Origin of the sequence: Thalassospira lucentensis (genome assembly GCF_011806425.1) — a bacterium.
Lineage (GTDB): Bacteria > Pseudomonadota > Alphaproteobacteria > Rhodospirillales > Thalassospiraceae > Thalassospira > Thalassospira lucentensis_B.
This window is the reverse complement of sequence record NZ_JAATOV010000003.1, coordinates 333,681-357,794: the sequence shown is the minus strand read 5'-3', so window position 1 is coordinate 357,794 and position 24,114 is coordinate 333,681. Positions and strand designations below refer to the sequence as shown.

Sequence of the window (24,114 nt, the reverse complement as noted above, 5' to 3'; positions counted from 1 at the left end):
TGTTCATCACCTTGCCCTGCCCGCCATCAAATTTGAAACAGTCCGACTTTCCGGCCGCGCTTAATGCTTTTCGACAATCACATCATGATCAAGAAGCGGCGCGACATCGATATCGCTGGCATCCATCATGCCTGAAACGCGCTGAAGTGCGGCAATCAAGAATGTTTGCTCCCATTCTTCAAGGCTGTTGAATTTATCAGAAAACCTGTCATGCAGTGCGATCGGCGCGCGATCAAGGATTGAGCGCCCCTCCTCGGTCAAACGGACATAGACTTTGCGCTTGTCGGTGTCGCCGCGTGCGCGCAACACAAGCTCCATCTTCTGAAGCTTATCGACCAGTGCGGTTGTTGATGCCTGCGCCAGATTAACCTTGGCCGCAATCTGGCCAACCGTCATCTCGCCAAACTCTTCTAGCGACTGCAACACCAGAAGCTGCGACGTTTTTAATCCAGTCACTTTACCAAGTTTTTTTGCGTGAATATCGCTCGCGCGAAGAATGCGGCGGATAGAAATCAGCGCCTCATGCAATTTGTCCATTTGAATTTCCGGGCATCAATTGTTGTCTTGTTACAAAAGCTGTTTTACCCCCCGAGCGCCCAAACCGCAACGGTTTTAGGCCATCTTCCATCGATTTTCGATATTTTATTTCATCGATGTTCGTTATTTTATGATCGAAATATGTCAGCAATATCGATCCATCAACATCGAACTTCGATCAATTTATATATCCAGCAAAAACAATAACTTATGTTATTTCACATTATTTTCACCGAGAAAGGGTTGATCAAAATGCATCGACGTTCTATACATCTTGCGCGACATAAATGATCGCTTATCGAAATAACAGAACGGGCAGACCGATGAAAATTGCCAACAACAACGGCAACACCGGCCGCAAAGCCAACTTAGTTATCCGGAAACCGAAGGCCACTGACGGCGCGACGGTCAATGCACTGATCGCCGACTGCAAGCCATTGGATGAAAACTCTATGTACTGCAACTTGCTGCAGTGTTCGCATTTTGGCGACACATGCGCGATCGCAGAACTCGACGGCGAAGCCGTTGGCTTTGTATCTGGTTATATCGTCCCAAATAAGCGTGAGCAGCTGTTCATCTGGCAGGTTGCTGTTTCGCCCAAGGCCCGCGGCCTTCGTCTGGCGAAACGCTTGATCCTTGATATCTTGGATCGTTCGGTTTGCCATGACGTGAGCCAGCTCAACACGACGATCACGTCAACCAATGCCCCTTCACAGGGTGTGTTCCGTTCTGTGGCACGCGAACTTGACGCGGATATCAAGCGCAAAGTTCAGTTCGAACGTGAAACCCATTTTGACGGTGCGGCTGCCAGTGAAATTCTTTGGCAGATCGGTCCGTTCGAACGTGAAGACGTCGAACGCGTCGCCGCCTAATCCTTCCAAACTCATTTTTTACCGCTTTAATCCCCCAATCTGGACAGTTCCATTTTGGGGGAACATCCCGGGTTTCGGGACGTTTGTATGTTAAGCGGATTTTATTTTCCCAATCTGAAAGAGGGAACTATGACTGTATTTGATCGCCTTGAATCGGAAGTTCAGAGCTACGCACGCTCCTTCCCCGTCACCTTTGAAACATCAGAGGGCGCTTGGCTGACCGACGAAAACGGCAACCGCTATCTTGATTTCCTTGCCGGTGCTGGCAGCCTGAACTATGGCCATAACCATCCTGTTCTGCAGGAAAAGCTGATTGACTACATCAAGTCGAACGGCATTACCCATGGCCTGGACATGCACACCAAAGCAAAGTCCGATTTCCTTGAAGCACTTGAAACCAAAATCTTCAAGCCGCGCGACATGGAATACAAAGTGCAGTTTACCGGTCCGACCGGCACCAATGCCGTTGAAGCGGCCTTGAAACTTGCACGTCGCGTTAAAGGCCGCGAAACCATCATTTCGTTCACCAATGGGTTCCATGGTTGCACCTTGGGCTCCCTTGCAGTGACCGGTAACGAACATCATCGCGGCGCTGCTGGCGTATCGCTTGATGGTGCGGTTGCGGTCCCATTTGATGGTTACATGGGCGACGGCGTTGACACCGTTGAATATCTTGATCGCGTTCTGTCTGACAACTCAAGCGGCACCACACTTCCTGCTGCTGTTATCGTCGAGGCCGTTCAGGGTGAAGGTGGCTTGAACGCTGCTGACTTCGGTTGGTTGAAAAAACTCGAAGAAACCTGCCGCAAGCACGACATCCTTCTGATTGTTGATGACATTCAGGCTGGTTGTGGTCGTACCGGCACGTTCTTTAGCTTTGAGCCTGCTGGCATCAAGCCGGACATGATTACTCTGTCCAAGTCGCTGTCGGCCTATGGCCTTCCGCTTGCAGTTGTTCTGATGAAGCCGGAATTTGATGTCTGGCATCCGGGCGAACATAACGGCACCTTCCGCGGTAACAACCACGCGTTTGTGACTGCCGCTGCTGCGATTGACCATTTCTGGTCGGATGACAAATTCGCAAGCGAAGTTCGTGAAAAGTCAGATTTCCTTGCCAAGCGCCTTGGTGAAATTGCCGAGCGTTATGGCGATGGCAAAATCTATCGCAAGGGCCGCGGCCTGATGCAGGGTATCTGTTTTGAAAGCGGTGAAATGGCATCGAAAGTCACCAAGGAATGCTTCAAGCATAACCTGATCATCGAAACCAGTGGTCCGGAAGATGAAGTTGTCAAATGCCTCGTGCCTTTGATTATCTCCAAACAGGATCTCGCACATGGCCTTGATATCCTTGAGCTGGCAACAGCCAAAGCCATGGGCAAAGACGTTGTAACGTCGAAAGTCGCTGCTGAATAAGCGCGCCAAAACATTGAATTTGGGCGATGCCATTGTGCATCGCCCTGCCCCACCTTCTAATTATTTCAAAGAGTTAAAAATGATTGTTCGTACACTGAAAGAATGTGAAGAATCTGGTCGCCGTGTTGTTTCTGACAATTGGGAAAGCACGCGCCTTTCACTGGCTGATGATGGTATGGGCTTCTCGTTCCATATCACAACCATCTATGCCGGTACTGAAACCGAGATTTGTTACGCCAACCATTTCGAGACCGTCTATTGCATTTCTGGCAACGGCGAAGTCGAAACCATCGAAGATGGTAAAAAATACAAAATTGAACCGGGTACGGTTTACATCCTCAATAAGCATGACCGCCACTATCTGCGCGGCGGCACCGAAGACATGGTCGTTGCCTGCGCATTTAACCCGCCATTGAATGGCCGCGAAGTTCATGACGAGAACGGTGTTTATCCGCTCGGTGGCGACGCACTCGCCAGTTAAGCTTTGGCTTGGGGCGGTCCTAACGACTGCCCCAAGTTCTTAGAGCACAATACTTTTCAAGGAAACGCCCCCAAAGGAGGCAACATGCTTTCAGCCCAGAAAAAAACGGACGCTGGGCATAGCGTTCACAAGATCGGTGGTACGTCGATGACCCAAGTAGATGCGGTCATGGACAACATTCTGGTCGGCAATCGCAGCGAAGAAGAACTGTATAATCGGGTCTTTGTCGTTTCAGCATATGGCGGTTTTACCGACCTTTTGCTGGAAAATAAGAAAACCGGTGAAGCAGGCGTCTATCAGCTTTATGCCGGATCGGAAACCGATTGGGCGTGGGGTGATGCTCTGTCCAAGGTCGCCGATAAGATGTGTGCCCTCAACGAAGAAATCTTTGGTGAAGCACCAGAACTGAAACTGGCTAATGCCTTTGTTCAGGAACGCATCGAAGGAACGCGCAGCTGCTTGATGGACCTCCATCGCCTGTGCAGCTTTGGGCATTTCAAACTTGAAAAGCACCTTTTGACCGTTCGCGAAATGCTTTCGGCCATAGGTGAATCCCACAGTGCGCACAACACGATGTTGCTGCTGCGTGCCAAGGGTGTGAATGCTGTCTTCGCCGATCTTTCCGGCTGGCGCGAGCCAGAGGCCTCTAGCCTTGATGGCCGCATCCAGAAGGTCTTTAATGACATTGATCTTAGCTCCCAACTTGCCATCGCCACGGGCTATGCCCAGTGCAGCGAAGGTCTGATGAGCATTTATGGCCGTGGTTATAGTGAAGTGACCTTCTCGCGGATTGCCTGCCTGACACAGGCGCGCGAAGCGATCATTCACAAAGAATTCCACCTTTCAAGTGCGGATCCGCGCATTGTTGGCGAAGATTCCGTTCGTCCGATTGGCCGCACCAGCTATGACGTTGCCGATCAGCTGTCGAACATGGGCATGGAAGCCATTCATCCGCGCGCGGCCAAAGGCTTGCGCCAGAATGATATTCCACTTCGTATCGCCAATACCTTTGAACCGGAACATCCCGGTACGGTTATTGACGATCATTGGGAGCCGGAAACCAGCCGCGTTGAAATTGTCACCGGTGTTCCGACCGCGTTCGAGATTGAAGTCTTCAATCAGGACATGGTGGGCATGCCAGGCGGCGAGGAATCAATCCTTAGCGTCCTGAAACGTTACAAGGTTCCTACCGTTACCAAGAACCTTAATGCCAATACGATCACGCATTATGTAAGCGCCCCGCTTAAACAGATCCGTCGTTGCGTTGACGAAATCGAAGAAAAGCACCCAGAAGCCACCGTTCAGACCCGCAAGGTCGCGATCGTGTCGGTCATTGGTGCCAATATCGACGAGCCGGGTCTGTTTGCACGTGCTGTAACAGTTCTTGATAAAGCCGGCGTGGAACTTGTCGCTTCGCATTATCCAAGCCGTCGCGTCGATCTGCAGTTCGTTGTTGCAGAAGGCGATTTCAATAAGGCGGTTGTTGCCCTGCACCGCGGCCTTGTTGAAGGTAAAACGGAAGAAAGCGCACCATCAAAAAAAAATGATGCAAGCGTAACCAAACAGGAAAAGCTTAAAGCGGCATAACGCACAAGGCATCCGAACATCACATCAAAACCCGCAATGCTGTCAAAGCTTGCGGGTTTTGTTTTGCGCAATTCCCATTCTTGCCATTGTCATAAATGGTGCGCCGCGATAGGACTTAGATGTTCGTCATCCCGCCAGATTTTCAGGAAACACCCCATGAGCACCCGTGACAGCAAAGCAATTAATGATCTTCTTGATATCATGGCAAAACTCCGCGATCCGGATGGCGGCTGCCCGTGGGATTTGGAACAAGATTTTTCGACAATCGCCCCCTACACAATCGAAGAAGCTTACGAGGTTGCGGATGCCATCGCTGACGGCGACATGAACGAGCTTCGCGACGAACTGGGTGATTTGCTGCTTCAGGTGGTTTTCCATTCACAGATGGCGAAAGAAGAAGGTCATTTCGCGTTTGAAGATGTTGCCAACAGCATCAATGCCAAAATGATCAGCCGCCACCCCCACGTGTTTGGCGATGGAAGTGCGACAACCACCGACGGCGTTAACCAGACATGGGAAAAGATCAAGGCCGCCGAACGCGCGCAAAAGGCCGAAACCAAGGGCCATGAGCGCCACAGTGCGCTTGACGATGTCGCCAGCGCCCTGCCCGCATTGATGCGCGCGGAAAAACTCACCAAACGTGCCGCCCGCGTTGGTTTTGACTGGCCCAGCACAGATGAAGTGTTTGATAAACTTCACGAAGAAATTGACGAGCTTAAAGCCGAAATGACCGACACCCCCGATCCAGCCCGATTACAAGACGAACTTGGCGATATGCTGTTTGTCATGGCCAATCTGGCACGCAAGATCGGTGTCGACCCCGAAGTCGCGCTGCGTGGTGCCAACCACAAATTCACCAAACGCTTTCATTTCATCGAAGACGAGCTGGCGCGCGACGGCCGAACAGCAGCGGAGTCAGATTTGGCAGAAATGGATAACCTTTGGAATCTGGCGAAAAAGACAGAGCGCGGACAGGTGTGACAACACACCTGCCCCGTTCGGGTTTTCGGCCTAATCTTCCAGCGGCATATAGATTTCGGTTAGCAGTTCAGTTGGGGCCACTTCGCGCGGATTATTGAGATATTCTTCAAACACCGGGCCTTCGCGTGCTTCCTCACCAGACTGCGGCAACCATTTGCCAAACAGCCACAAATAAGCTGCCTTCATATCGGCATATGGGCCCTTATAATGCAGGCAGGCATATCGCCCTGCCGCGACCGTCGTGCGCTCTATCGGTTCTTCCAGCTTGATCGCCGTTTCGTTTGAAAGCAGTGCCCCAGCTTTGGAAAATAGATCTTCTTCGCGATAACTGTCCGGGTCAGTGTGATAGACCCCGATCAACCTGACGTCTGGTGTGATCAGGTCCCGCACGGCCAGCCATCCGAACAACCGGTCAAACGCCTCGCCGATCTGCATGAATGACCCATGGTGGTCAATCGTCAAAAGCGACATTTCCGGGACAGTGCGGATTTCGACGTCCCAAGGGCCGCTGATGACAGAACCTTGCTCTTCAAGGGCGCTCTGGAACTTCGCATGACTACCTTCCTTGCGGTATCTCGCTGGTGGCATGCCATAACAATCCGAAAAGATACGCGTAAAGGATTGCAGGTTCGGATACCCACAACGTTTGCCGATATCTTCGATGGAAATTGCGCTATTTGCCAACATTCCAGCCGCGGTATGAAGGCGAACACGCTTTACTGTCGCCGCGATGGTCTCGCCAAAAACACCGTGATAAATGCGATGCCAATGAGTTGGTGACATGCAGGCGATATCGGCCAAACGGTTTAAATCAAGGTCGTCGGCCAGATGGTCATGAATATAAGCCTGCACACGTGCAAGCCGTTCTTGGTAGGAGCGCTGAGCATGTAATTTATTCATCGTTCTCTCATGCAATCTGTTGTGCAATGTGAAAACGCTAACACGCGTCACTTTGACAAATCTTGCGATCCTGAGTCAAAGCACACGGATTGCTCTAAGAAAATAGCGGCAACAAGATTTCGTTCATTTCCAACCAAAGCTCTTCCGAGCTCGCACACAGCAGTCCTGCTGCCGTGGCGTTGGCGTTATATTCGTTATCCCAATCTTTCGTGATATAGCGCGCATAACCGCCCGCTTCGCGCACCAATAACGTCCCGGGTGCATGGTCCCACGGCTTTAACGTGCGATAGGCGCAAAAATCGAAATCACCACGCGCCAGTTCTTCGTACTCCGCCCCGCAGCACGAATAATGCGCAACAGTGTCAAAGAAATCCATATGCCCGTACTGTTTAACCAGTCGATCCCGCGCATAGGAAATCAGAAACCCTTTGGCATCACTTGGTTTGGTAATCTGTGACCGGACCGAAACCGACTTGTCTTGGTATCGGGTACCAGACCCTTTTTCGGCCACAGTCGCCGTCCCATCAATCGGATCAATGATCCAGGCGGCAATGGTCTCGCCGCCCGCATACAGACCTACCATGCATCGAAATGGCTGACGGTTATGGGCAAAATTCTTTGTGCCATCGACCGGATCGATGATCCAAAACGGATCATCGCCGGCAAAGATGCGTTCCTGTAAATCCGGATCGGCGTGCGCGGCTTCTTCGCCCAGCGCAAGGCTACCGGGCAAAAGATCGGTTAGCCGCTTGGTGAGAACCCGCTCGGCCTCTGTATCTGCAATGGTGACCAAATCAAGGGCATGGGTCTTGGCTTCGATGTCTTCGTCGGCCAATTGGCCAAAACGCGGGGCGATTTCTTCTGCCGATACGTCCCGGATAATACCGGTTACCTTTTCAATATCGACTTTCACCACCACGCGATCTCTCCCTTTGGCCTTTAAAGGCACTTACACAACTTGTATGTCAAAACCCGATTTCGCACACCAGTCTTCAAAACGACCAACACGGGTTGTGTCAATCCGCACCTGAATTGCGATGCCATCATCGCCCTCGCTACGCTTAAGAACTTCACCTTGCTCATACAAACGCGCAAGCGACTTGCCATCTGAATACGGCACGCAAAGCTCAAACACCGGCATATCTTCGGTCAGCCGGTCTTCAATCAGCGACAGCAACGCGTCACAATTCGTGCCCTTGATGGCCGAAATTGCAATCGTGTTATCGTGGCGCGATGACGCCTCAGACACCGCCTGAAGGTCTTCACCGGTCAGCTGATCAATTTTATTGAGAGCCTCAACCAGTTCTTCACCGTCGATGGCCTTTTGCAGTCCAAGTTCTTTTAGAACTTCAAGCACATCAAGGCGCTGTTCTTCGGTTTCTGGTGACGCGATATCGCGCACATGAACAATCAGATCCGCTTCAAGCACTTCTTCAAGTGTCGCACGGAACGCTGCGACCAAATCATGCGGCAAATCCGACACGAACCCAACGGTGTCTGAGAGAATAACCTTGCGTCCACCGGGCAGGATCAAACCACGCATGGTCGGATCAAGGGTGGCAAACAGCATATCCTCGGCAAACACCTCGGACGTGGTTAACTGATTGAACAACGTCGATTTGCCAGAGTTGGTATACCCAACCAAGGCAACAATCGGATAAGGCACACGACGACGCGCTTCGCGGTGAAGTTCACGCGTACGTTTAACTTCCTCAAGCTCGCGACGTAGTTTGGCCAGTTTGTCACCGATCAAACGACGGTCAATCTCGATCTGCCGTTCACCAGGACCAGCAAGGAAGCCGCGGCCACCACGTTGACGTTCAAGGTGCGTCCACGTCCGCACAAGGCGTGATCGCTGGTAGCTCAACAATGCCAATTGCACCTGCAAGCGCCCCTCGCGGGTGCGCGCACGATCGGCAAAAATTTCAAGGATCAGGCCTGTACGATCAATAACCTTGCACTTCCACTCCTTTTCCAGATTACGCTGCTGGATCGGGGTAAGTTGGCCATTGATCATGACAATGTCGACATCGTCGGCCTGAATTTGCTGGCCAAGACGTTCGGTAACGCCCTTCCCGAACAATGTGGAAGGACGCAGTTTTGCGACGGGCACGATTTCCGCACCCACCACATCAAAATCCAGTGCGCCGGTCAGGCTGACAGATTCAGCCAGACGTGACGACGCATCACGCCAAGACCGCGCAGGGTCCGGGCGTTTTAGTTCCGGGTGGAATACCAGGACCCGGGGGGCTTCCGGCTCAGTGCCTCCCCCCGATGTCAGAGATTCTTCAGCTATTTTCTTCTTCCGTCGCTGGCTGGCTCGGGTCAAACAGTTTGATCGGTGTCGTCGGCATTACCGTCGAGATCGCATGTTTGTAAACGAGTTGGGTGTGAGCATCGCGCCGCAGCAAAACAGAGAAATTGTCAAACCAGGTGATGATACCCTGCAATTTGACTCCGTTGACCAGAAACACGGTAACCGGCGTTTTGTTTTTACGGCAATAATTCAGGAAAACGTCCTGAACATTTTGTGATTTTTCCGCCATTGGTTAGACCTAGCCTTCTTTTATGAGCGTTTTTTTTCGTTTCGGGTGATCACGGAAAATGCGGAAACAAAAACGTATGAATACGTTGTGATTCCAGTCCCATTAACATGACCAACCTGAACTATAAGACTTTCGCAAAGGTTTTTACAACCCTTACAAGCTCTTCGCAATCAGCGAAATGCCAATCTGGGGTCAGATTCGCAGAATTCTGCGCATCATCGTGCCCGGTAATTTCGTCCCCGATCAGGATTGCGGTTGCCCCAACGTTGCGCGCGCACTGAATATCGACAACGCTATCGCCAACAAACCACAGATTCTCATATTGCGACGCAGCAGAGTCGCCCATCGCCATATGCACAGGATCAGCGGCGGGTTTGTCGTTTTGGGCATCGGTTGCCCCGATGATCTGACCGAAAAATGGTGTCCAACCAAGATGATTGGCTTCTTCGCGTAAAACGTCGCCATTCTTGTTGCTGACAACACCGGTATAAATTTCGTTATCACGCAGTGCACATAAAAGATCATGCGCGCCAGTAAGCGGTGTCAGCGTTTCAAGATGAATACTGCGAAAATGGCCATAGAAACTGTCTTTGGCCTCTTCCCAACGATCTTCGCCAAACAAGACAGGGAAACTATCGCGAAGCGATCTGGCGACACGCTGCTTGGTTTCATCAAGCGACCATTTGGGTTTCCCAAAATCCTCGAACGTCATGTTCAACGCTGCTTGAATGGTCCCCCAACTGTCAACAAGGGTGTTGTCCCAGTCAAAAATGACGGCATTTGGTCGGTGGGGCAATTTATCAGACATAAAACGATCCGGGGTATTCGGTGAATTTAATTCGTATGAGGATTATTATGCGCCCTGCCCGATCAGAAATATTCCAAACGAACGGCAAACATCTTCTCGACCTTTTTGATCTGCTCAGAGCCGGCAAACACGACAATACGGTCATTGGCCTCGATCACGGTGTTCGCACGCGGCATCACAACTTCGCCGTCGCGCAAGATCGCACCAAACACCACACTGGCAGGCATCGCAATATCCTTGATTGCCTTGCCAACAATCGGTGCGGTCTCAAGTGCCTCGGCCTCAAGAACCTCGCCAAATCCTTCTGACAGGCTGTGAACCGCACGAATACGCCCGCGGCGCACATGATGCAGGATCGTCGAAACCGTCGTCATGCGCGGGCTGATGACAACATCAACGCCCAGCTCCGAAACAAGCGAGTTATAGGTGCTTTTATTAATCAGCGTAAGCGCGCGTGGGCAGCCATACCGCTTGGCCAGAAGGGACGACAAAATGTTGGTTTCGTCATCGTTGGTAAGAGCAACGACGGCCTCGGCATTGCCAACGTTGGCCTCTTCAAGCAATTCGGGATCTAGCACGTCACCCAGCAAAACAACACTTTTCTTCGGAAGCTTCTGGGCGACATAGCGCGCGCGCTCTGGATCAGACTCAACCAGACGGGTCGTCACACCCGGGAAGTTCTTGTTGATTTCTTCGGCCAGGAACAATGCGATGTTACCGCCGCCAAAGATCACGATACGGCGTGCTTCAGGGTCTTCGTGGCCGAAGGCCGACATCGCCCGATCGACCTGATCACTTGATACAGCCAAATACACCAAATCGCCGGCAACCATTTGATCATCGCCCTTTGGGTAGACGGGTTTGTCGTTGCGGATCATGCCAAGGATCGAAATGTTCAAATCCGGGAACAACTGATGAAGCTGGCGCAACGGCGTATTAATCACCGGGCAATCTTCGTTACAGCGAAGGCCAAGGATTTTAACCTTGTCGTCGGCAAACGGGATCATATCAAACGCGCCAGGCGCCTGAAGACGGCGGGCAACCGCACGGGCAACTTCCATTTCCGGCGAAATCACCACATCAATCGGCAGTTTTTCACGACCAAACAGGCTGGCCCATTCCGGCTGCAAATAGGTCTGGCTTCGGATACGGGCAATTTTGGTTGGCACGTTAAACAGCGAATGCGCAACCTGACAGGCTGTCATGTTGACTTCGTCGGCAAAGGTCACCGCAATCAGCATGTCGGCTTCTTCGGCGCCAGCTTGCTGCAAAATGTCGGGGTGTGAGCCGAACCCGATGATGCCTTTGACTTCAAGCGTATCGGAAATTTTCCGCACCAGTTCTTCGGACTGGTCGATCACGGTTACATCATTGTTTTCTGCAGACAGATATTTGGCAATGTGGAAACCCACCTGCCCGGCCCCGCAAATGATGACCTTCATCGTGTATTCTCCCGTTCACAACAGTCGGCAATGATGCGACTGACGGTCCGCATGGCAATCAACCACCGACACCTAGACTTTTAAGCTTACGATGCAATGCGGAACGTTCCATGCCGACAAACGCCGCCGTTTTGGAAATGTTTCCAGCAAAACGGTCGATCTGTGTCTGCAGATATTCTTTTTCGAACATCTCGCGTGCTTCGCGCAGCGGCAATGCCATGATTTCACTGGTCTTGTCAAAGCTTAGCGACGTCGGCATATCCGAAAACAGCTCAGAGGGCAGCATTTTACCGGTAATGATGTCGGTCGTATTGTCATCTGGCGCCATGATCATCAGCCGTTCAATGACGTTCCGAAGCTGACGCACATTGCCCGGCCAATCATAAGCATGAAGGGTCGCCATCGCCTCTGGCGATAATTTACGCTGCGGAAGACCGGTGGCGTCGGCATAGCGGATCAAAAATCGCTCGGCCAATTCCGGGATATCTTCGCGACGTTGCGTCAAGGACGGCACTTCAAGCGGTACGACGTTTAAGCGATAATACAAATCCTGACGGAAAGTTTGTTCGGCAATGCGCGTTTCAAGGTCGCGTGCGGTTGTCGCAATCACGCGCACATCAACACTGACCGGCACCGCACCTCCCACACGTTCAAACGTCTGGTCCTGCAAAACGCGGACAATCTTTCCCTGCGTTTCCAAGGGCATATCTGCCACTTCATCAAGCAAAAGCGTGCCGCCATGGGCCAGTTCAAGAACCCCTGTGCGTGCTTCACGGTCCGCTGATGCTTCTGCCCCAAACAGCGACTCTTCCATGGTTTCAGGCGAAATGTTAGCGCAATTTAAAACCACAAACGGGGCTTCTGCGCGTGCTGATTTTTTATGGATAAGACGCGCGATAACTTCCTTACCGGCCCCTGCCGGTCCGCTGATTAAAACACGGCTGCCAGTACGGGCAACGCGTTCGGCGGCCTGACGCAGGTTGTTAATAACCGATGATTTACCGATCAGTTCGGTGTCACCGCCGGCCTTAAGGGTCAGTTCGCGGTTTTCACGACGCAGGCGCGCATCATCAATTGCACGCTCCACCACCAGCAAAAGACGATCCGTATTAAACGGCTTTTCAATGAAGTCATAGGCACCACTGCGTGATGCTTCGAGCGCGGTTTCAATATTGCCGTGCCCCGAAATCATCACCACAGGCACTTCGCTATGCTCGCGCTTAATCAGTTTAAGCGTCTCGATACCGTCATGGTCACTTTGATCCATCCAGATATCAAGCACCACAAGGCTGGGACGCCGCGCAGAAACCTGCTGCAGCGCTTCCTGACTTGAAGAGGCTTGGCGTGTGGTATAGCCCTCGTCTTCCAAAATACCGGAAATAAGCGCCCGGATATCTTCTTCATCATCGACAATCAGAATGTCGTGCGCCATATCGTGACCAAATCAATTTTCTGTTTTCGTTGTAGTCTAAGACAGTCAGATCAACTGCCTTAAGAAGGCGTATCATCCGCCGGATCGTCGGTTGGAATATCAACCACCAACGGGAAAGAAAGCGTTACCGTTGCACCGGCTTCAACACCGTCAGACAATATCAGTTCTCCACCATGATCTTCCATGATTTTCTTGACGATTGCCAGCCCAAGACCAGTTCCCTTGGCACGGGTGGTAACATAGGGTTCGGTTAAGCGTTCACGATGTTCAACCGGAAGCCCGCGACCGTTATCAGAAACCGCGACAAATACGCGTTTTGTCTCGTTTGATTGCGTGATCGATACTTCGATCTTACCCGGTGGCAGGTCCTTTGGATCCCCGTCACGCCCATCAATCGCCTCGGCCGCGTTTTTAAGGGTATTTGTCAGGCACTGGTTGACTTGGCGTGCGTCGCAGGAAATCTGCAAATCCTTAAACACAACGGAATCAAAATCATAAGTGATCTTGGTATGCGCCTGTTTTTGCAGGAAAATGGCGTTTTTAACCAACTCGGTAATTTTCTCGTACCGCATTTTGGGCGACGGCATCCGCGCAAAGCTTGAAAACTCATCAACCATACGGCCAATGTCGGATACCTGACGAATAATCGTGTCGGTACAGGTCTGGAAAACTTCCTTATCTTCGCCAATTTGCTTCAAATAACGTCGCTTAAGCCGTTCTGCCGAAAGCTGAATTGGGGTCAGCGGGTTTTTGATCTCGTGGGCAATACGCCGTGCAACATCAGCCCAGGCCGCCATGCGCTGTGCGGTTTGAAGCTCGGTCACGTCATCGAAGGTCACGACATAGCCAAATACCGTGCCATCATCGGCCCATTCCGCCGTCACGCGCGCCAGAAGAGTCAAATTGACACCATTGCGTCGGATTTCGATTTGACGCGGCTTGCTCCGATCCCCATCACGGCTCAGATCGCCAAAGAGCGGTGCAAATTCCGGGATCACCTCGCTCAGCTTCTGGCCTTGGTAATCTTCAAGATCAATGCCGAGCAAATCGGATGCACTGCGGTTTGGCAGTTCGATGTTGGTTACCGGATCCAGGCCAATCACGCCCGCCGTAACCCCACCAAGGATCGCCTCGGTAAACCGGCGTCGTTCATCATTCAAACGGTTGGCCGCAACCAATTCATTGCGCTGGGTATCAAGCTGCGCTGTCATGCGGTTAAAGGCACGCGACAGTGCTTCAAGCTCATCCCCTTGCCCGTCAAGCGGCACGCGATACATCAAATCGCCATCGCGCACACGCTCGGCTGCGATGATCAGTTGCGACACGGGCTGTACCAATCGGGTTGCCACCATCAGGCCAAGTGTCACAGCCGCCAGCAACAGCACGACCGAGATCAGCACAAAGATCATCACAAACGTAATGACGATGCCCGATCGTTCGCCTTCCAGGCTTTCATAGGCATCAACAGCGCGTCGCGCCTTATCAATGCGGTCAATCACATTCGGATCAACAAACCGCCCCACCAGCAAATAGGCATCGACAAAACTTGGGATTTTGGCCAGCGCACGGATGCGGTTATCCGACGATCCGATCATAAGGACCACGTCCTTAACACGTGCATCGTCATAGACTTCTGGCGGAATGTTTTTCAGTTCCGCATCGTTGGAAAAGCTATAATCAGACTGCGCAATTACCTGACCCGAACCATCAATCATCGCGACTTCTGGCAAGCCACGCGCAAGCGCCTGATCGGTCAGGATGTCTGAAATTCTGTCGGCATCGGTTGAAAAAGTTACACCAAACCGTTGCAAATCATTGGTTGTCGCCAAGACGTCTGCACGAATAAGTTCCTGATGCTCTTTCAGATAAGCATCGGCAATGACCATGCTTTCTTCGACGGCGGTTCGGATCCGGTCACTAAACCAGCCCTGAATACCAAAATGCAGGAACAATGCGGAAAACACGGCAACGACGATTGCCGGCGTCACAGCCACCAGCGAAAACATCAAAACCATGCGGGTATGAAGCTTTGCACCGGCAACACCGCGCCGACGTTCGACCCAAATTTGCACCAGTTTCCGGGCAACCAGCGTCGCCAAGAGCAACACCAGAACCAAGTCGGCATTCAACAGCAACAAGATCAAACGCGGATCCGGCTGGAAAGGTGCCGTCCCGGTCATGGCCAGATAGGTTGCCGTTACCGAAATAAGCGCTGCTGAGACCAGCCCAAACGCAAATCTGCGCGACTGGCCCAAGCGCCCCAGAAACCGTACAAAACCCGACCGCACAAAACGGTTGGCGATCGAACGGTCTGTATTATTCATTTCGCGCCTCTGACGACTTCAAGTCCAAGATCGCGAATTTTCTTTCGCAACGTATTACGGTTCAAACCCAGAACTTCGGCGGCTTTCACCTGATTTCCACGGGTTGCTTCAAGTGTGACGCTCAAAAGCGGGCGTTCCATTTCACGCAAAATGCGATCATAAAGCCCGGCCGACGGCAGATCGTCATCGTGGGCATCAAAATATTCACGCACATGCCGTTCAATTGATTCCGAAAGTGACTGCGGTTCGGCATTTGGCGCGGCATCGCTGACACTGTTTTCGGAAAACTCGGTCTCGATGACATCAACACCAATCACGTCATGGGAATAAAGTGCGGTCAAACGGCGCACCATATTTTCCAGTTCGCGAATGTTGCCCGGCCAACGATGTGCCTTAAGACGCGCCATCGCATCAGACGAAAGTGTTTTGCGCGGAAGCCCCTCTTCGCTGGCTTGCAACAAGAAGTGATTGACCAGTTCTGGAATGTCTTCCAACCGTTCGCGCAAGGATGGCAAGCGGATCGGCACCACGTTTAAGCGATAGAACAAATCTTCACGGAACGTGCCTTCGCGGATCAGTTTGCGCAAATCCCGGTGGGTTGCGGCAACGATACGCACATTCACCCGGATCGGGGTGCGACCGCCAACACGGGTATATTCTCCTTCTTGCAACACGCGCAAAAGCCGGGTCTGGGCTTCAAGCGGCATATCGCCGATTTCATCCAAAAACAGCGTACCGCCTTCGGCCTGCTCAAACCGGCCGACTTTGCGTTCATTCGCCCCCGTAAACGCGCCCTTTTCGTGCCCGAACAGCTCGCTTTCGATCAATTCACGCGGAATGGCCGCCATATTGATTGCGACAAACGGACCATGACGACGACCGCCATATTCATGCAGCGCACGCGCAACAAGCTCTTTGCCGGTACCGCTTTCACCGGTCACCATCACGGTCAGATCGGTATTCATCAACCGCGCAAGCGCACGGTAAATTTCCTGCATCGCCGACGAACGGCCAATCAATGGCAGGCGATCATCGCCTTCTTCGTCCTCAGATGCGCGTTTGGAATCTTGTTGCGGCGCCTCAAGTGCCCGGTCAACAATCCCCATCAACTCATTCAAATCGAACGGTTTTGGTAGATATTCAAACGCGCCGCGCTGGGCTGCTTTCACGGCTGTCATCAGGGTGTTTTGCGCACTCATCACAATCACGCGCAAATCCGGGCGCAGTTTTCGAATACGCGGCACCATGTCCAGCCCGTTTTCATCGGGCATCATCACATCGGTGATCACCAGATCGCCGTCACCATCGGCAATCCAATCCCAAAGTGTCCGGCCATGACCGGTGCTGCGAACTTCATGTCCTTGTCGCGACAGTGCCTGTGTCAGCACAGTACGGATCGCGCGATCATCATCGGCGACAAGAATTCTTGCCGGGCGCGTGCTCATACCGTTTCACCCCTATTGTTCATTGTTTCCCCCTCGTCGGCACCTTCGGCCAGCGCGCGGTTATATATCGGCAACATGATTTGGAATTCTGCGCCGCCCCCCGGCACGTCCTTCACCTCGATCACGCCACCATGGTCATTGATAATCTTTGCCACCAGCGCAAGGCCAAGCCCCGTGCCAGTTGGTTTGGTTGTAACAAACGGATCAAACAGGCTTTCGCGCATATCAGCGGAAATACCCGGACCATTATCACTTACCGACACCACGAGCGGCAAATGCACCCGCGCATCCCCGCCCGCAACGGCAAGGCGAACACCATGCTGATAACGGGTTGAAATAACGATCTTGCCATCCTTTGGATCAACCGCCTCGCCCGCATTCTTTAGCAGGTTCAAGAATACCTGAATAAGCTGGTCGCGATTGCCAAACACAGGTGGCAAGGATGGATCGTAAATCTCTTCAAACACGACATTTTTGCCAAAACCATTTTCGGCCAAACGTCTTACATGCTCAAGCACCGTATGAATATTCACAGCCCCGCGTTCCAGCGGCTTGTCTGAGAAAATCTCCATCCGATCAACAAGATCGACAATCCGGTCTGCTTCATCACAAATCAGACGTGTCAGAACCCGGTCATCGTCATTGCTGGTTTGCTCAAGCAACTGGGCCGCACCGCGAATACCCGAAAGCGGGTTTTTGATTTCATGGGCAAGAATGGCCGCCATGGCACTGACAGAACGGGCCGAATTACGGCTGAGCAACTGATTGTCGATTTTCTGTGCGATGGAACGCGATTCAAAGGTCAGAACGGCGCAATCGCTGTCATCAGGCATAGAGCCAACAGTCAGATTGACCGTATGCTTGCCGATCTTTGGGCTTTCGATCATCAGGTTATGATCGGCAACCAATGTCGCGCCATCAATCGCCTGCTTAATCAGGGAAAATACAGGACTGTCGCCCGGGATATAGTCGGTTAAATTGGTACGGCACAGAACGCTTGCACTGGTGTTAAACAGCTGTTCTGTCGCTTGATTGACAAAGCGGATATTGCCATCTCGATTGGCAACCACGACTGCACTCGCAATGGCGTTCAGCACGCCAACCGGGTCCGCCCCGGTGCTTTTTCCAAATCCCAGTCTCATTCAATTCTTCCCCGACGATGTTCATCGTCATTTTATTGTTATAATGCGATCACGCTGCTTGCTGATCGCTTTTGATTTCGTTTTCGACCAATGGCTCGTAAAAGGTACGAATTTGATCTTTTACCTGATCTGGATCATCTAACACATTGACAGTGCGACGAAATTCCGTGGCATTGCGCAAGCCATTGCAATACCACGCCAGATGTTTCCGTGCGATCCGCACCCCTTGTCGTCCGTGATGATCAATCATCGCATCATAGTGACGCAGGATGGTTTCAAGCTGGATATCAAGCGACGGTGCCGCCAATTTTTCACCGGTTTTCAGATAATGGGAAACCTGACCCAGGAACCATGGGCGCCCCTGTGCACCGCGTCCGATCATCACGCCATCCGCCCCGGAGCGTTTTAACAGTTCTTCTGCATCTTCTTCGCTATTCACATCGCCATTGCCAATCACCGGAATGGAAACAGCGTCCTTGACCAGCGCAATCGCATCCCAGTCCGCTTCGCCTTTGTAAAACTGGCAGCGGGTGCGACCATGGATGGTCAGCATTTTGATCCCAAGATCTTCGGCAATTTTGGCAAGAACCGGTGCATTGCGACTATCATCATCCCAGCCCAACCGCATTTTCAGCGTCACGGGCACAGATACCGCTTCGACAGTGGCTTTGATGATATCCGCAGCCAGACATTCATCACGCATCAAGGCCGAGCCCGCATATCCCTTGGTCACTTTTTTGGCCGGGCAGCCCATATTGATATCAATGATCATGGCGCCGCGGGCTTCGTTCATCTTGGCCGCTTGCGCCATTTCTTCTGGCTCTGTCCCGGCAAGCTGAACGGAAAGTGGGCTCTCGGCTGCACAATCGCCATGCATCTTGCGTACTTCTTTTTCATGGCGCTGGATGCGGATCATCGCGTCAGACGCAATCATTTCAGACACAACAAGATGCCCGCCAAATTGGCGGACTTGCTGTCGAAATGGAAGGTCAGTCACACCTGACATCGGTGCCAGAATGACATTCTCTGGCACGTTTACAGAACCAATCTGCAATGACATGAAGGAATTCCGATTGCCTAAAACTTGGGCAGGTTAATAAAACTGGCCACCAGTTGCAACAACTCTAAGCGCATGAAATGAAATATCGTGGACTTTCAACGGTCAACCTGCCGAAATCCAGCGCAAAATTTTGCGCATTTCTGCGAGATCGCGGGAAACATGGGGCACGGCCTAAGAACAGTGAGCCCTATTACGTCGCGAAGCACACTGACCAACAAGTGCACAGGCCTTAGCCAACAATATAACCAGATACGAACCGAACGCCGGGAAAAGCCAGTGTCAGCAGCAACCACGCACCAAGGACAAAGCGCACCGCCATACGGCCACGTAAAGTCGATCTTTCATGAATAAAGATCAGAGTGCAAATCGTGGCAAAGCCAAGCAGGGTCAACAACATCTTATGGTCAATCGACCACAGGCTTTCACCTTCGACATAGCGCACTGCAAAGCCGGAAATGATCCCGACCACAAGAACCCATGCCGACCATTTCAAAAACCCGACCAACATGTATTCACTGTCACGAAGCGGCGGCAATCGTTTGCTCCAACGTGTCGGCTTTCGATGTTTCAGGGCATGTTCCTGCACAACATAGGCCATCGCGGCAATTGCGGCCAACGTGACCAGCGCATAAGTCACAAGCGAACTACCGATATGCGCCCAAAGCCAGCCGGAATACAACGCCGGTGTGCTAACATCCCCCGGTGCGTCATGGGAAAACAGCACACCAAACACAACAGCAAGGATTGCGAACAGCAGTAAGTAACCGCCGATATAGCCCGCCAACCGCCAAACCTGCTGCGGCCCCTTGCAAATCACCAAACCACCGAAAATCATGATGACGGTTAACTCAGACCAATGAAGGGCCGCGGAAAATCCGCGCGATTGCACTTCCTCGCCCGTGACCCCCAGCAAAACCATTGTTCCGATCGCAGCCAGGAAAATCGATCCATACAGCCATATGTCACGCCGGGGCTCCGCACGGAAAATCTGCGCAGTCAGCGGTAACAGGGCAAGAATATGAATGTATGCAGTCAGCATGAGATGGTCCGTTGATCCGTTTATCTTGATCGAAAGATCCAGATTGTCAAAATGCCGACTTGGCAAATTCTCCGCATAAAGATAGCCTGCGGCGCAATTCAGACAAGCGACGGCATCACATTTATGACCCAAAAAATCGGGGTTGTCATCGTTGCTGCAGGCAGCGGTAGCAGATTTGGCGACCCATTACCAAAACAATATCACAAGCTTGGCGGCAAAAGCCTGCTGGGCCATTGCATTGATTGCTTTGCCGGTCATACATCAGCAGACCTCATTCAGATCGTTTATAATCCCGACCATCAGGATTGGTATGATCAAACAATCAGTGGGGCGTCTTGCGGTTCTGATATCCCCCAACCTGTTGCCGGCGGCACGACGCGCCAGCAATCGGTGTTAAATGGTTTGCGCGCACTCAATGCAAAGTCGCCAGATATCGTTTTGATACATGATGCCGCGCGGCCGGGGATCTCAGATACCGTGATTACCCGTGTGATTGACGCCCTGAAAAACCATGCAGGCGTAATTCCCACCCTGCCCGTCGCCGACACCATCAAACAGGCCGACGGCAACAATATCATCTTACGCAGCATCCCACGTGAGAGCCTGCATCGCGCACAAACCCCACAGGGGTTCGTCTTTAAAACCATATTTGATGCGCACACCCAGTTCGAAGGTCAGGAACTGACAGACGATGCGTCGCTTCTTGAACAGCTCGGCGTCGATGTGGTCTGTGTCGAAGGTGCTGCCAGCAATGATAAGATCACCCAGCGCGATGATTTTGGCCGTGCGCAGGATTGGATTGAAACCACAGAAACGAAAGATACTTCAATGTCGCAGGAAGAATATCGCGCAGGAACCGGCTTTGACGTGCACCGGTTTGCACCCGGCGATCATTGCATCCTTTGCGGGATCAAAGTTCCGCACACCGCCCGCCTTGATGGGCATTCTGATGCCGATGTTGGTTTGCATACCCTGACCGATGCAATCCTTGGCGCCATTGGTGCTGGTGACATTGGCCAGCATTTCCCACCGAGCGATATACAATGGAAAGGTGCGGCCTCTGACATTTTCCTAAAGCATGCGGCGGATCTTGTGCGTCAACGCGGCGGTCGGATTGTAAATGTCGATCTGACACTAATTTGCGAGCGCCCCAAAATCGGCCCGCATACACCCGCCATGCGTCAAAAGGTTGCGGAAATTCTTTCGATTGATGCGGACCGGGTCAACGTCAAAGCCACCACCACCGAAAAACTTGGCTTTACCGGCCGTGAAGAAGGCATCGCCGCACAGGCAGCCGTCAGCGTTGCTGTGCCGGTCAAATAACTTACTTGCGACAGACAACCCGTTATTCCAGGCATTAGGCAAAAACAAGGGCAGGATGAAAATCCTGCCCTTTTCTATTTCTTGGTACGTTTATGTGTTGCCGGTCACGACGGTGCGGAACCGCCCTCTTCTTCTTCAAGCTGATGCTTCATCAAGACGGGCACCTGTGCCATTCCAAACAACATGGTCAGCGGCATGATGCCCCAGACCTTGAATGCGACCCACGTGTCGGTCGAAAAGTTGCGCCAGACCACTTCGTTAATCACGGCCAGAACCACGAAAAAGATCGCCCAACGCCATGTCAGAATGCGCCAACCTTCGTCGGTTGCCTTAAACGCGCTTTCCAAAACCAGCTTTAAGAAAAGCTTGCCGGCCATCAAACCGCCAAACAGGATTGCGGCAAACAGAAGGTTCACAATGGTTGGTTTGATTTTGATAAACAAATCATCATCAAGGTAAAGTGTCAGCCCACCAAAAACGATGACAAACGCCCCACCAATCAGCGGCATGATCGGGATGGTACGCGCGATCGCATAAGACACGCTAAGTGCGATCACCGTAGCAGCAACAAAAACAGCGGTCGCCGTCATCAAATTGGTTGTCGCATTCGCGGCAAAGAATAAAATCAATGGCCCCATTTCAAGGGCCATTTTGGTCAGATGGTTCATTAAAATACGTCACCTAATGGATTAAATTTGTGCCATCCTAGGGGGCAAATCGCTGCGATGCAATCACATCGGCCGTGATCGTGATCCCATCTGCTTTTGCAGCCATTCGACATAGCCCGAATTCCCGCGCCCCAATGGCACCTCAAGAATACAGGGCACCTCATAGGGGTGATTGTCTTCGATCCACTTTGCCAGCGCCGGGGCAATTGATTTGGCGGTTTTTAAGATCACGATAAGCTCGCTTTCTTCTTCAATCTCGCCATCCCATTCGTAAATGGCTGTCATCTGCGGCAACACATTGGCGCATGCCGCAAGCTTTTCACCAATCGCACCACCAGCAAGTAAGCGGGCCGTCGCCATATCCGGGACAGTCACATACAAAAATGACATTTCACTGGCTTGAAATTGATCTGGTGTCATTCCGATTGCTCCAAAATTGATTATCCGCCAAACTGATCCGCATCCAATGTCTACGATACAACCCATACATAACGTTCAGGGCGTGCCGATGACGGATAAAAAGCATATAAAACCCACAGATGTCCAATTGAACTGGCTGCGACGCGGCCTTACGCAGCCGGGCGGAAAGTTGCCGCTGTTTGACAAAAATGGCAAACAAATCGGCGACAAAACGGTCCAAAGCTGCATTGATCACGGCTGGGCAGCACCTTGGTTCGATAATCCAGTGAAACCAGACTGGCTGATCTGTAAGCTAACAGACGAAGGACGCCGGGTTGTAACCGCTGAGGATGCCAAACCCCAAACACACCCCTAAGCCGTAACCTGCTATTTATGGCAGAACTGATCCATACCACCCGCTTTTCGGTATCAAGGGTATCCCCTTGTCGCTAACGGAAGTGCGTGTCATGCGATCAATCATCATCATGTTGTTTGTTTTCCTTGGGCTGCTGGCCGGCCGGACGGCGCACGCGTCTGATCAAGATCCATGGAAAATATGGTCAAAGCCGGGCGTTCATGCCTTGATGCGCCATGCGATTGCACCGGGAACCGGTGACCCCGCCGCCTTCAAATTGGATGATTGCAACACCCAACGCAATATCAATGACGTCGGCAAAACACAGGCACGCACGACGGGCGCCCTTATCCGCGACCAAGGGATCAAAATCGATAAGGTCCTCAGCAGCCAGTGGTGCCGATGCCTTGAAACCGCAGAATTGCTTAATCTTGGGCCGGTAATCGAAGAACCGTCACTGAACTCATTTTTCCGCAATCCCAATACGGAAAGTCGCCAAAGCCAACAGGTATTGGAACGGCTTCAAAACCTTCCAAAAGACAGCAAGGCCATCCTGATTACCCATCAGGTCAATATCACCGCATTGACGGGCATTTTCCCGCGTTCTGGTGAAATAATCCTGATCAAGGTCACTGATGACGCAGACATAGCAATACTGTCGCGTTTAATGCCAGACACCTAAGGCATAACAACGCAATTCACCAGATATCGATTTTAAGGAGATGTTTGGGGAAAATATTGGTCGGAGCGAGAGGATTCGAACCTCCGACCCCCTGCACCCCATGCAGGTGCGCTACCAGGCTGCGCCACGCTCCGACCGTATATTTGCGCTCTTTGGCGCGGCTCGATAAATAGCCGCGCGGCGCCAAAGACGCAAATGATTTTTATGGATTTTTTTTGATGTCGTTCAGACCATCGTGAAGGATGACTTGCAGCTCCTGCAATTCACCCAAAACGGACCCAAGTGCCGCTTTATCAACGCCAGAACTCTGCGCGACACCAGGTTGCAAACCAACGCGGTCAACCGGCTCGACCTCGGCGGCATTCACCGTGATTTCACCAGGCAACTTGCCCTTGTTCTGATCAAGCAGCTTTTGAACACCTTTGATGGTGAAGCCCTGATCATGCAAAAGCGTACGAATACTGGCGAGGAACTCGATATCCTCCGGGCGATAATAGCGGCGCCCGCCTGCCCGTTTCATCGGCTGGATTTGAGGAAACTTGGATTCCCAAAATCGCAACACATGCTGTTGAAGACCAAGTTCTTTTGCTGCCTCGCTAATTGTGCGAAAGGCAGAGTCAGACTTTGCTGTCCGGCGGGATGTTCCCGCCGCAGCCCCCAAGTTCGTTTTCATGACTT

General features: G+C 52.0%; 24 protein-coding genes and 1 tRNA gene. 8 read left to right on the top strand and 17 right to left on the bottom strand.

The features are described 5' to 3' along the window. Positions 1 to 60 precede the first annotated feature (60 nt). Complete coding sequence (locus HCZ99_RS11660; RefSeq protein ID WP_167447141.1) at positions 61 to 537, bottom strand: MarR family winged helix-turn-helix transcriptional regulator; 477 nt, start codon at positions 535 to 537, stop codon at positions 61 to 63. A gap of 323 nt (positions 538 to 860) precedes the next feature. Between HCZ99_RS11660 and ectA the strand changes: the two genes are divergently transcribed. The 5 genes from ectA to mazG all read left to right on the top strand — a co-directional run bounded on the left by ectA (position 861) and on the right by mazG (position 5,871). Further along, on the top strand, positions 861 to 1,409 hold the full coding sequence (gene ectA, locus HCZ99_RS11655) for a diaminobutyrate acetyltransferase (RefSeq protein ID WP_167447140.1): 549 nt from the start codon (positions 861 to 863) through the stop codon (positions 1,407 to 1,409). 129 nt (positions 1,410 to 1,538) lie between these two features. Further along, a complete protein-coding gene (gene ectB, locus HCZ99_RS11650; RefSeq protein ID WP_167447139.1) occupies positions 1,539 to 2,822 on the top strand; it encodes a diaminobutyrate--2-oxoglutarate transaminase in 1,284 nt (427 codons plus the stop codon). Between the two features lie 79 nt (positions 2,823 to 2,901). Next, entirely contained in the window at positions 2,902 to 3,303 is a 402-nt protein-coding gene (locus HCZ99_RS11645; protein WP_167447138.1) for an ectoine synthase, read from the top strand. Positions 3,304 to 3,387: 84 nt separating this feature from the next. Next, the gene (locus HCZ99_RS11640) at positions 3,388 to 4,890 is read left to right on the top strand and encodes an aspartate kinase (protein ID WP_167447137.1); all 1,503 of its coding nucleotides are present in this window, start codon (positions 3,388 to 3,390) and stop codon (positions 4,888 to 4,890) included. 156 nt (positions 4,891 to 5,046) lie between these two features. Beyond that, the gene (mazG, locus tag HCZ99_RS11635) at positions 5,047 to 5,871 is read left to right on the top strand and encodes a nucleoside triphosphate pyrophosphohydrolase (protein WP_167447136.1); all 825 of its coding nucleotides are present in this window, start codon (positions 5,047 to 5,049) and stop codon (positions 5,869 to 5,871) included. Positions 5,872 to 5,901: 30 nt separating this feature from the next. On the opposite strand, the gene HCZ99_RS11630 is transcribed toward mazG, so the two are convergent. The 12 genes from HCZ99_RS11630 to HCZ99_RS11575 form a co-directional block, all read right to left on the bottom strand. Then, positions 5,902 to 6,771, bottom strand: a complete 870-nt coding sequence (locus tag HCZ99_RS11630) for an AraC family transcriptional regulator (protein ID WP_167447135.1) — start codon at positions 6,769 to 6,771, stop codon at positions 5,902 to 5,904. Between the two features lie 94 nt (positions 6,772 to 6,865). Further along, complete coding sequence (locus tag HCZ99_RS11625) at positions 6,866 to 7,690, bottom strand: inositol monophosphatase family protein (protein WP_167447134.1); 825 nt, start codon at positions 7,688 to 7,690, stop codon at positions 6,866 to 6,868. A 30-nt stretch (positions 7,691 to 7,720) separates the two neighbouring features. After that, positions 7,721 to 9,100 carry a GTPase HflX gene (gene hflX, locus HCZ99_RS11620; RefSeq protein ID WP_167447133.1) on the bottom strand — a complete coding sequence of 460 codons (1,380 nt, stop codon included), beginning with the start codon at positions 9,098 to 9,100 and terminating at the stop codon, positions 7,721 to 7,723. After that, positions 9,060 to 9,317, bottom strand: a complete 258-nt coding sequence (hfq, locus tag HCZ99_RS11615; protein ID WP_008891082.1) for an RNA chaperone Hfq — start codon at positions 9,315 to 9,317, stop codon at positions 9,060 to 9,062. Before hfq ends, hflX begins: the two co-directional genes overlap by 41 nt. Positions 9,318 to 9,438: 121 nt before the next feature. Continuing rightward, positions 9,439 to 10,125, bottom strand: a complete 687-nt coding sequence (locus HCZ99_RS11610) for an HAD family hydrolase (RefSeq protein ID WP_167447132.1) — start codon at positions 10,123 to 10,125, stop codon at positions 9,439 to 9,441. 62 nt (positions 10,126 to 10,187) lie between these two features. After that, positions 10,188 to 11,567: a Trk system potassium transporter TrkA gene (gene trkA / locus HCZ99_RS11605; protein ID WP_167447131.1), complete on the bottom strand. Its 1,380-nt coding sequence runs from the start codon at positions 11,565 to 11,567 to the stop codon at positions 10,188 to 10,190. A gap of 58 nt (positions 11,568 to 11,625) precedes the next feature. Beyond that, positions 11,626 to 12,999 (bottom strand): nitrogen assimilation response regulator NtrX, encoded by a 1,374-nt coding sequence (ntrX, locus tag HCZ99_RS11600; protein WP_167447130.1) that lies wholly within the window; start codon positions 12,997 to 12,999, stop codon positions 11,626 to 11,628. Positions 13,000 to 13,058: 59 nt separating this feature from the next. Further along, positions 13,059 to 15,323 carry a sensor histidine kinase NtrY-like gene (locus tag HCZ99_RS11595; RefSeq protein WP_167447129.1) on the bottom strand — a complete coding sequence of 755 codons (2,265 nt, stop codon included), beginning with the start codon at positions 15,321 to 15,323 and terminating at the stop codon, positions 13,059 to 13,061. Continuing rightward, positions 15,320 to 16,768: a nitrogen regulation protein NR(I) gene (gene ntrC, locus HCZ99_RS11590; RefSeq protein WP_167447128.1), complete on the bottom strand. Its 1,449-nt coding sequence runs from the start codon at positions 16,766 to 16,768 to the stop codon at positions 15,320 to 15,322. The genes HCZ99_RS11595 and ntrC overlap by 4 nt, the downstream gene beginning before the upstream one ends. Then, positions 16,765 to 17,910, bottom strand: coding sequence for a two-component system sensor histidine kinase NtrB (locus tag HCZ99_RS11585; protein ID WP_167447127.1), 1,146 nt, complete (start codon positions 17,908 to 17,910; stop codon positions 16,765 to 16,767). The genes ntrC and HCZ99_RS11585 overlap by 4 nt, the downstream gene beginning before the upstream one ends. A gap of 49 nt (positions 17,911 to 17,959) precedes the next feature. Continuing rightward, positions 17,960 to 18,970, bottom strand: a complete 1,011-nt coding sequence (gene dusB / locus HCZ99_RS11580; RefSeq protein WP_167447126.1) for a tRNA dihydrouridine synthase DusB — start codon at positions 18,968 to 18,970, stop codon at positions 17,960 to 17,962. A 229-nt stretch (positions 18,971 to 19,199) separates the two neighbouring features. Beyond that, positions 19,200 to 20,009 (bottom strand): cytochrome C assembly family protein, encoded by an 810-nt coding sequence (locus tag HCZ99_RS11575; RefSeq protein ID WP_167447125.1) that lies wholly within the window; start codon positions 20,007 to 20,009, stop codon positions 19,200 to 19,202. Positions 20,010 to 20,132: 123 nt separating this feature from the next. On the opposite strand from HCZ99_RS11575, the gene HCZ99_RS11570 reads away from it, so the two are divergent. Then, the gene (locus HCZ99_RS11570; RefSeq protein ID WP_167447124.1) at positions 20,133 to 21,332 is read left to right on the top strand and encodes a bifunctional 2-C-methyl-D-erythritol 4-phosphate cytidylyltransferase/2-C-methyl-D-erythritol 2,4-cyclodiphosphate synthase; all 1,200 of its coding nucleotides are present in this window, start codon (positions 20,133 to 20,135) and stop codon (positions 21,330 to 21,332) included. A 104-nt stretch (positions 21,333 to 21,436) separates the two neighbouring features. On the opposite strand, the gene HCZ99_RS11565 is transcribed toward HCZ99_RS11570, so the two are convergent. Beyond that, positions 21,437 to 22,000, bottom strand: coding sequence for a septation protein A (locus HCZ99_RS11565; protein WP_167447123.1), 564 nt, complete (start codon positions 21,998 to 22,000; stop codon positions 21,437 to 21,439). Positions 22,001 to 22,063: 63 nt separating this feature from the next. Next, entirely contained in the window at positions 22,064 to 22,420 is a 357-nt protein-coding gene (gene cutA / locus HCZ99_RS11560) for a divalent-cation tolerance protein CutA (RefSeq protein ID WP_167447122.1), read from the bottom strand. A gap of 88 nt (positions 22,421 to 22,508) precedes the next feature. On the opposite strand from cutA, the gene HCZ99_RS11555 reads away from it, so the two are divergent. Beyond that, positions 22,509 to 22,775: a hypothetical protein gene (locus HCZ99_RS11555; protein WP_167447121.1), complete on the top strand. Its 267-nt coding sequence runs from the start codon at positions 22,509 to 22,511 to the stop codon at positions 22,773 to 22,775. A gap of 91 nt (positions 22,776 to 22,866) precedes the next feature. Then, entirely contained in the window at positions 22,867 to 23,436 is a 570-nt protein-coding gene (locus HCZ99_RS11550) for a histidine phosphatase family protein (RefSeq protein WP_167447120.1), read from the top strand. 57 nt (positions 23,437 to 23,493) lie between these two features. Here the strand turns inward: HCZ99_RS11550 and HCZ99_RS11545 are convergent. Continuing rightward, a tRNA-Pro gene (locus HCZ99_RS11545) sits at positions 23,494 to 23,570 on the bottom strand. 68 nt (positions 23,571 to 23,638) lie between these two features. Next, positions 23,639 to 24,109 (bottom strand): MerR family transcriptional regulator, encoded by a 471-nt coding sequence (locus HCZ99_RS11540; protein ID WP_167447119.1) that lies wholly within the window; start codon positions 24,107 to 24,109, stop codon positions 23,639 to 23,641. Between the last annotated feature and the right edge of the window lie 5 nt (positions 24,110 to 24,114).

Bases quoted from the DNA above. Each gene is read 5' to 3' on its own strand.
- ectB (WP_167447139.1), top strand. From the start codon at position 1,539: ATGACTGTATTTGATCGCCTTGAATCGGAAGTTCAGAGCTACGCACGC.
- HCZ99_RS11540 (WP_167447119.1), bottom strand. From the start codon at position 24,109: ATGAAAACGAACTTGGGGGCTGCGGCGGGAACATCCCGCCGGACAGCA.
- HCZ99_RS11630 (WP_167447135.1), bottom strand. From the start codon at position 6,771: ATGAATAAATTACATGCTCAGCGCTCCTACCAAGAACGGCTTGCACGT.
- HCZ99_RS11575 (WP_167447125.1), bottom strand. From the start codon at position 20,009: ATGCTGACTGCATACATTCATATTCTTGCCCTGTTACCGCTGACTGCG.
- HCZ99_RS11645 (WP_167447138.1), top strand. From the start codon at position 2,902: ATGATTGTTCGTACACTGAAAGAATGTGAAGAATCTGGTCGCCGTGTT.
- ntrX (WP_167447130.1), bottom strand. From the start codon at position 12,999: ATGGCGCACGACATTCTGATTGTCGATGATGAAGAAGATATCCGGGCG.
- dusB (WP_167447126.1), bottom strand. From the start codon at position 18,970: ATGTCATTGCAGATTGGTTCTGTAAACGTGCCAGAGAATGTCATTCTG.
- HCZ99_RS11585 (WP_167447127.1), bottom strand. From the start codon at position 17,910: ATGAGACTGGGATTTGGAAAAAGCACCGGGGCGGACCCGGTTGGCGTG.
- HCZ99_RS11565 (WP_167447123.1), bottom strand. From the start codon at position 22,000: ATGAACCATCTGACCAAAATGGCCCTTGAAATGGGGCCATTGATTTTA.
- HCZ99_RS11595 (WP_167447129.1), bottom strand. From the start codon at position 15,323: ATGAATAATACAGACCGTTCGATCGCCAACCGTTTTGTGCGGTCGGGT.
- HCZ99_RS11550 (WP_167447120.1), top strand. From the start codon at position 22,867: ATGCGATCAATCATCATCATGTTGTTTGTTTTCCTTGGGCTGCTGGCC.
- hfq (WP_008891082.1), bottom strand. From the start codon at position 9,317: ATGGCGGAAAAATCACAAAATGTTCAGGACGTTTTCCTGAATTATTGC.
- HCZ99_RS11610 (WP_167447132.1), bottom strand. From the start codon at position 10,125: ATGTCTGATAAATTGCCCCACCGACCAAATGCCGTCATTTTTGACTGG.
- HCZ99_RS11555 (WP_167447121.1), top strand. From the start codon at position 22,509: ATGACGGATAAAAAGCATATAAAACCCACAGATGTCCAATTGAACTGG.
- mazG (WP_167447136.1), top strand. From the start codon at position 5,047: ATGAGCACCCGTGACAGCAAAGCAATTAATGATCTTCTTGATATCATG.
- ectA (WP_167447140.1), top strand. From the start codon at position 861: ATGAAAATTGCCAACAACAACGGCAACACCGGCCGCAAAGCCAACTTA.
- trkA (WP_167447131.1), bottom strand. From the start codon at position 11,567: ATGAAGGTCATCATTTGCGGGGCCGGGCAGGTGGGTTTCCACATTGCC.
- HCZ99_RS11570 (WP_167447124.1), top strand. From the start codon at position 20,133: ATGACCCAAAAAATCGGGGTTGTCATCGTTGCTGCAGGCAGCGGTAGC.
- HCZ99_RS11660 (WP_167447141.1), bottom strand. From the start codon at position 537: ATGGACAAATTGCATGAGGCGCTGATTTCTATCCGCCGCATTCTTCGC.
- cutA (WP_167447122.1), bottom strand. From the start codon at position 22,420: ATGACACCAGATCAATTTCAAGCCAGTGAAATGTCATTTTTGTATGTG.
- HCZ99_RS11640 (WP_167447137.1), top strand. From the start codon at position 3,388: ATGCTTTCAGCCCAGAAAAAAACGGACGCTGGGCATAGCGTTCACAAG.
- ntrC (WP_167447128.1), bottom strand. From the start codon at position 16,768: ATGAGCACGCGCCCGGCAAGAATTCTTGTCGCCGATGATGATCGCGCG.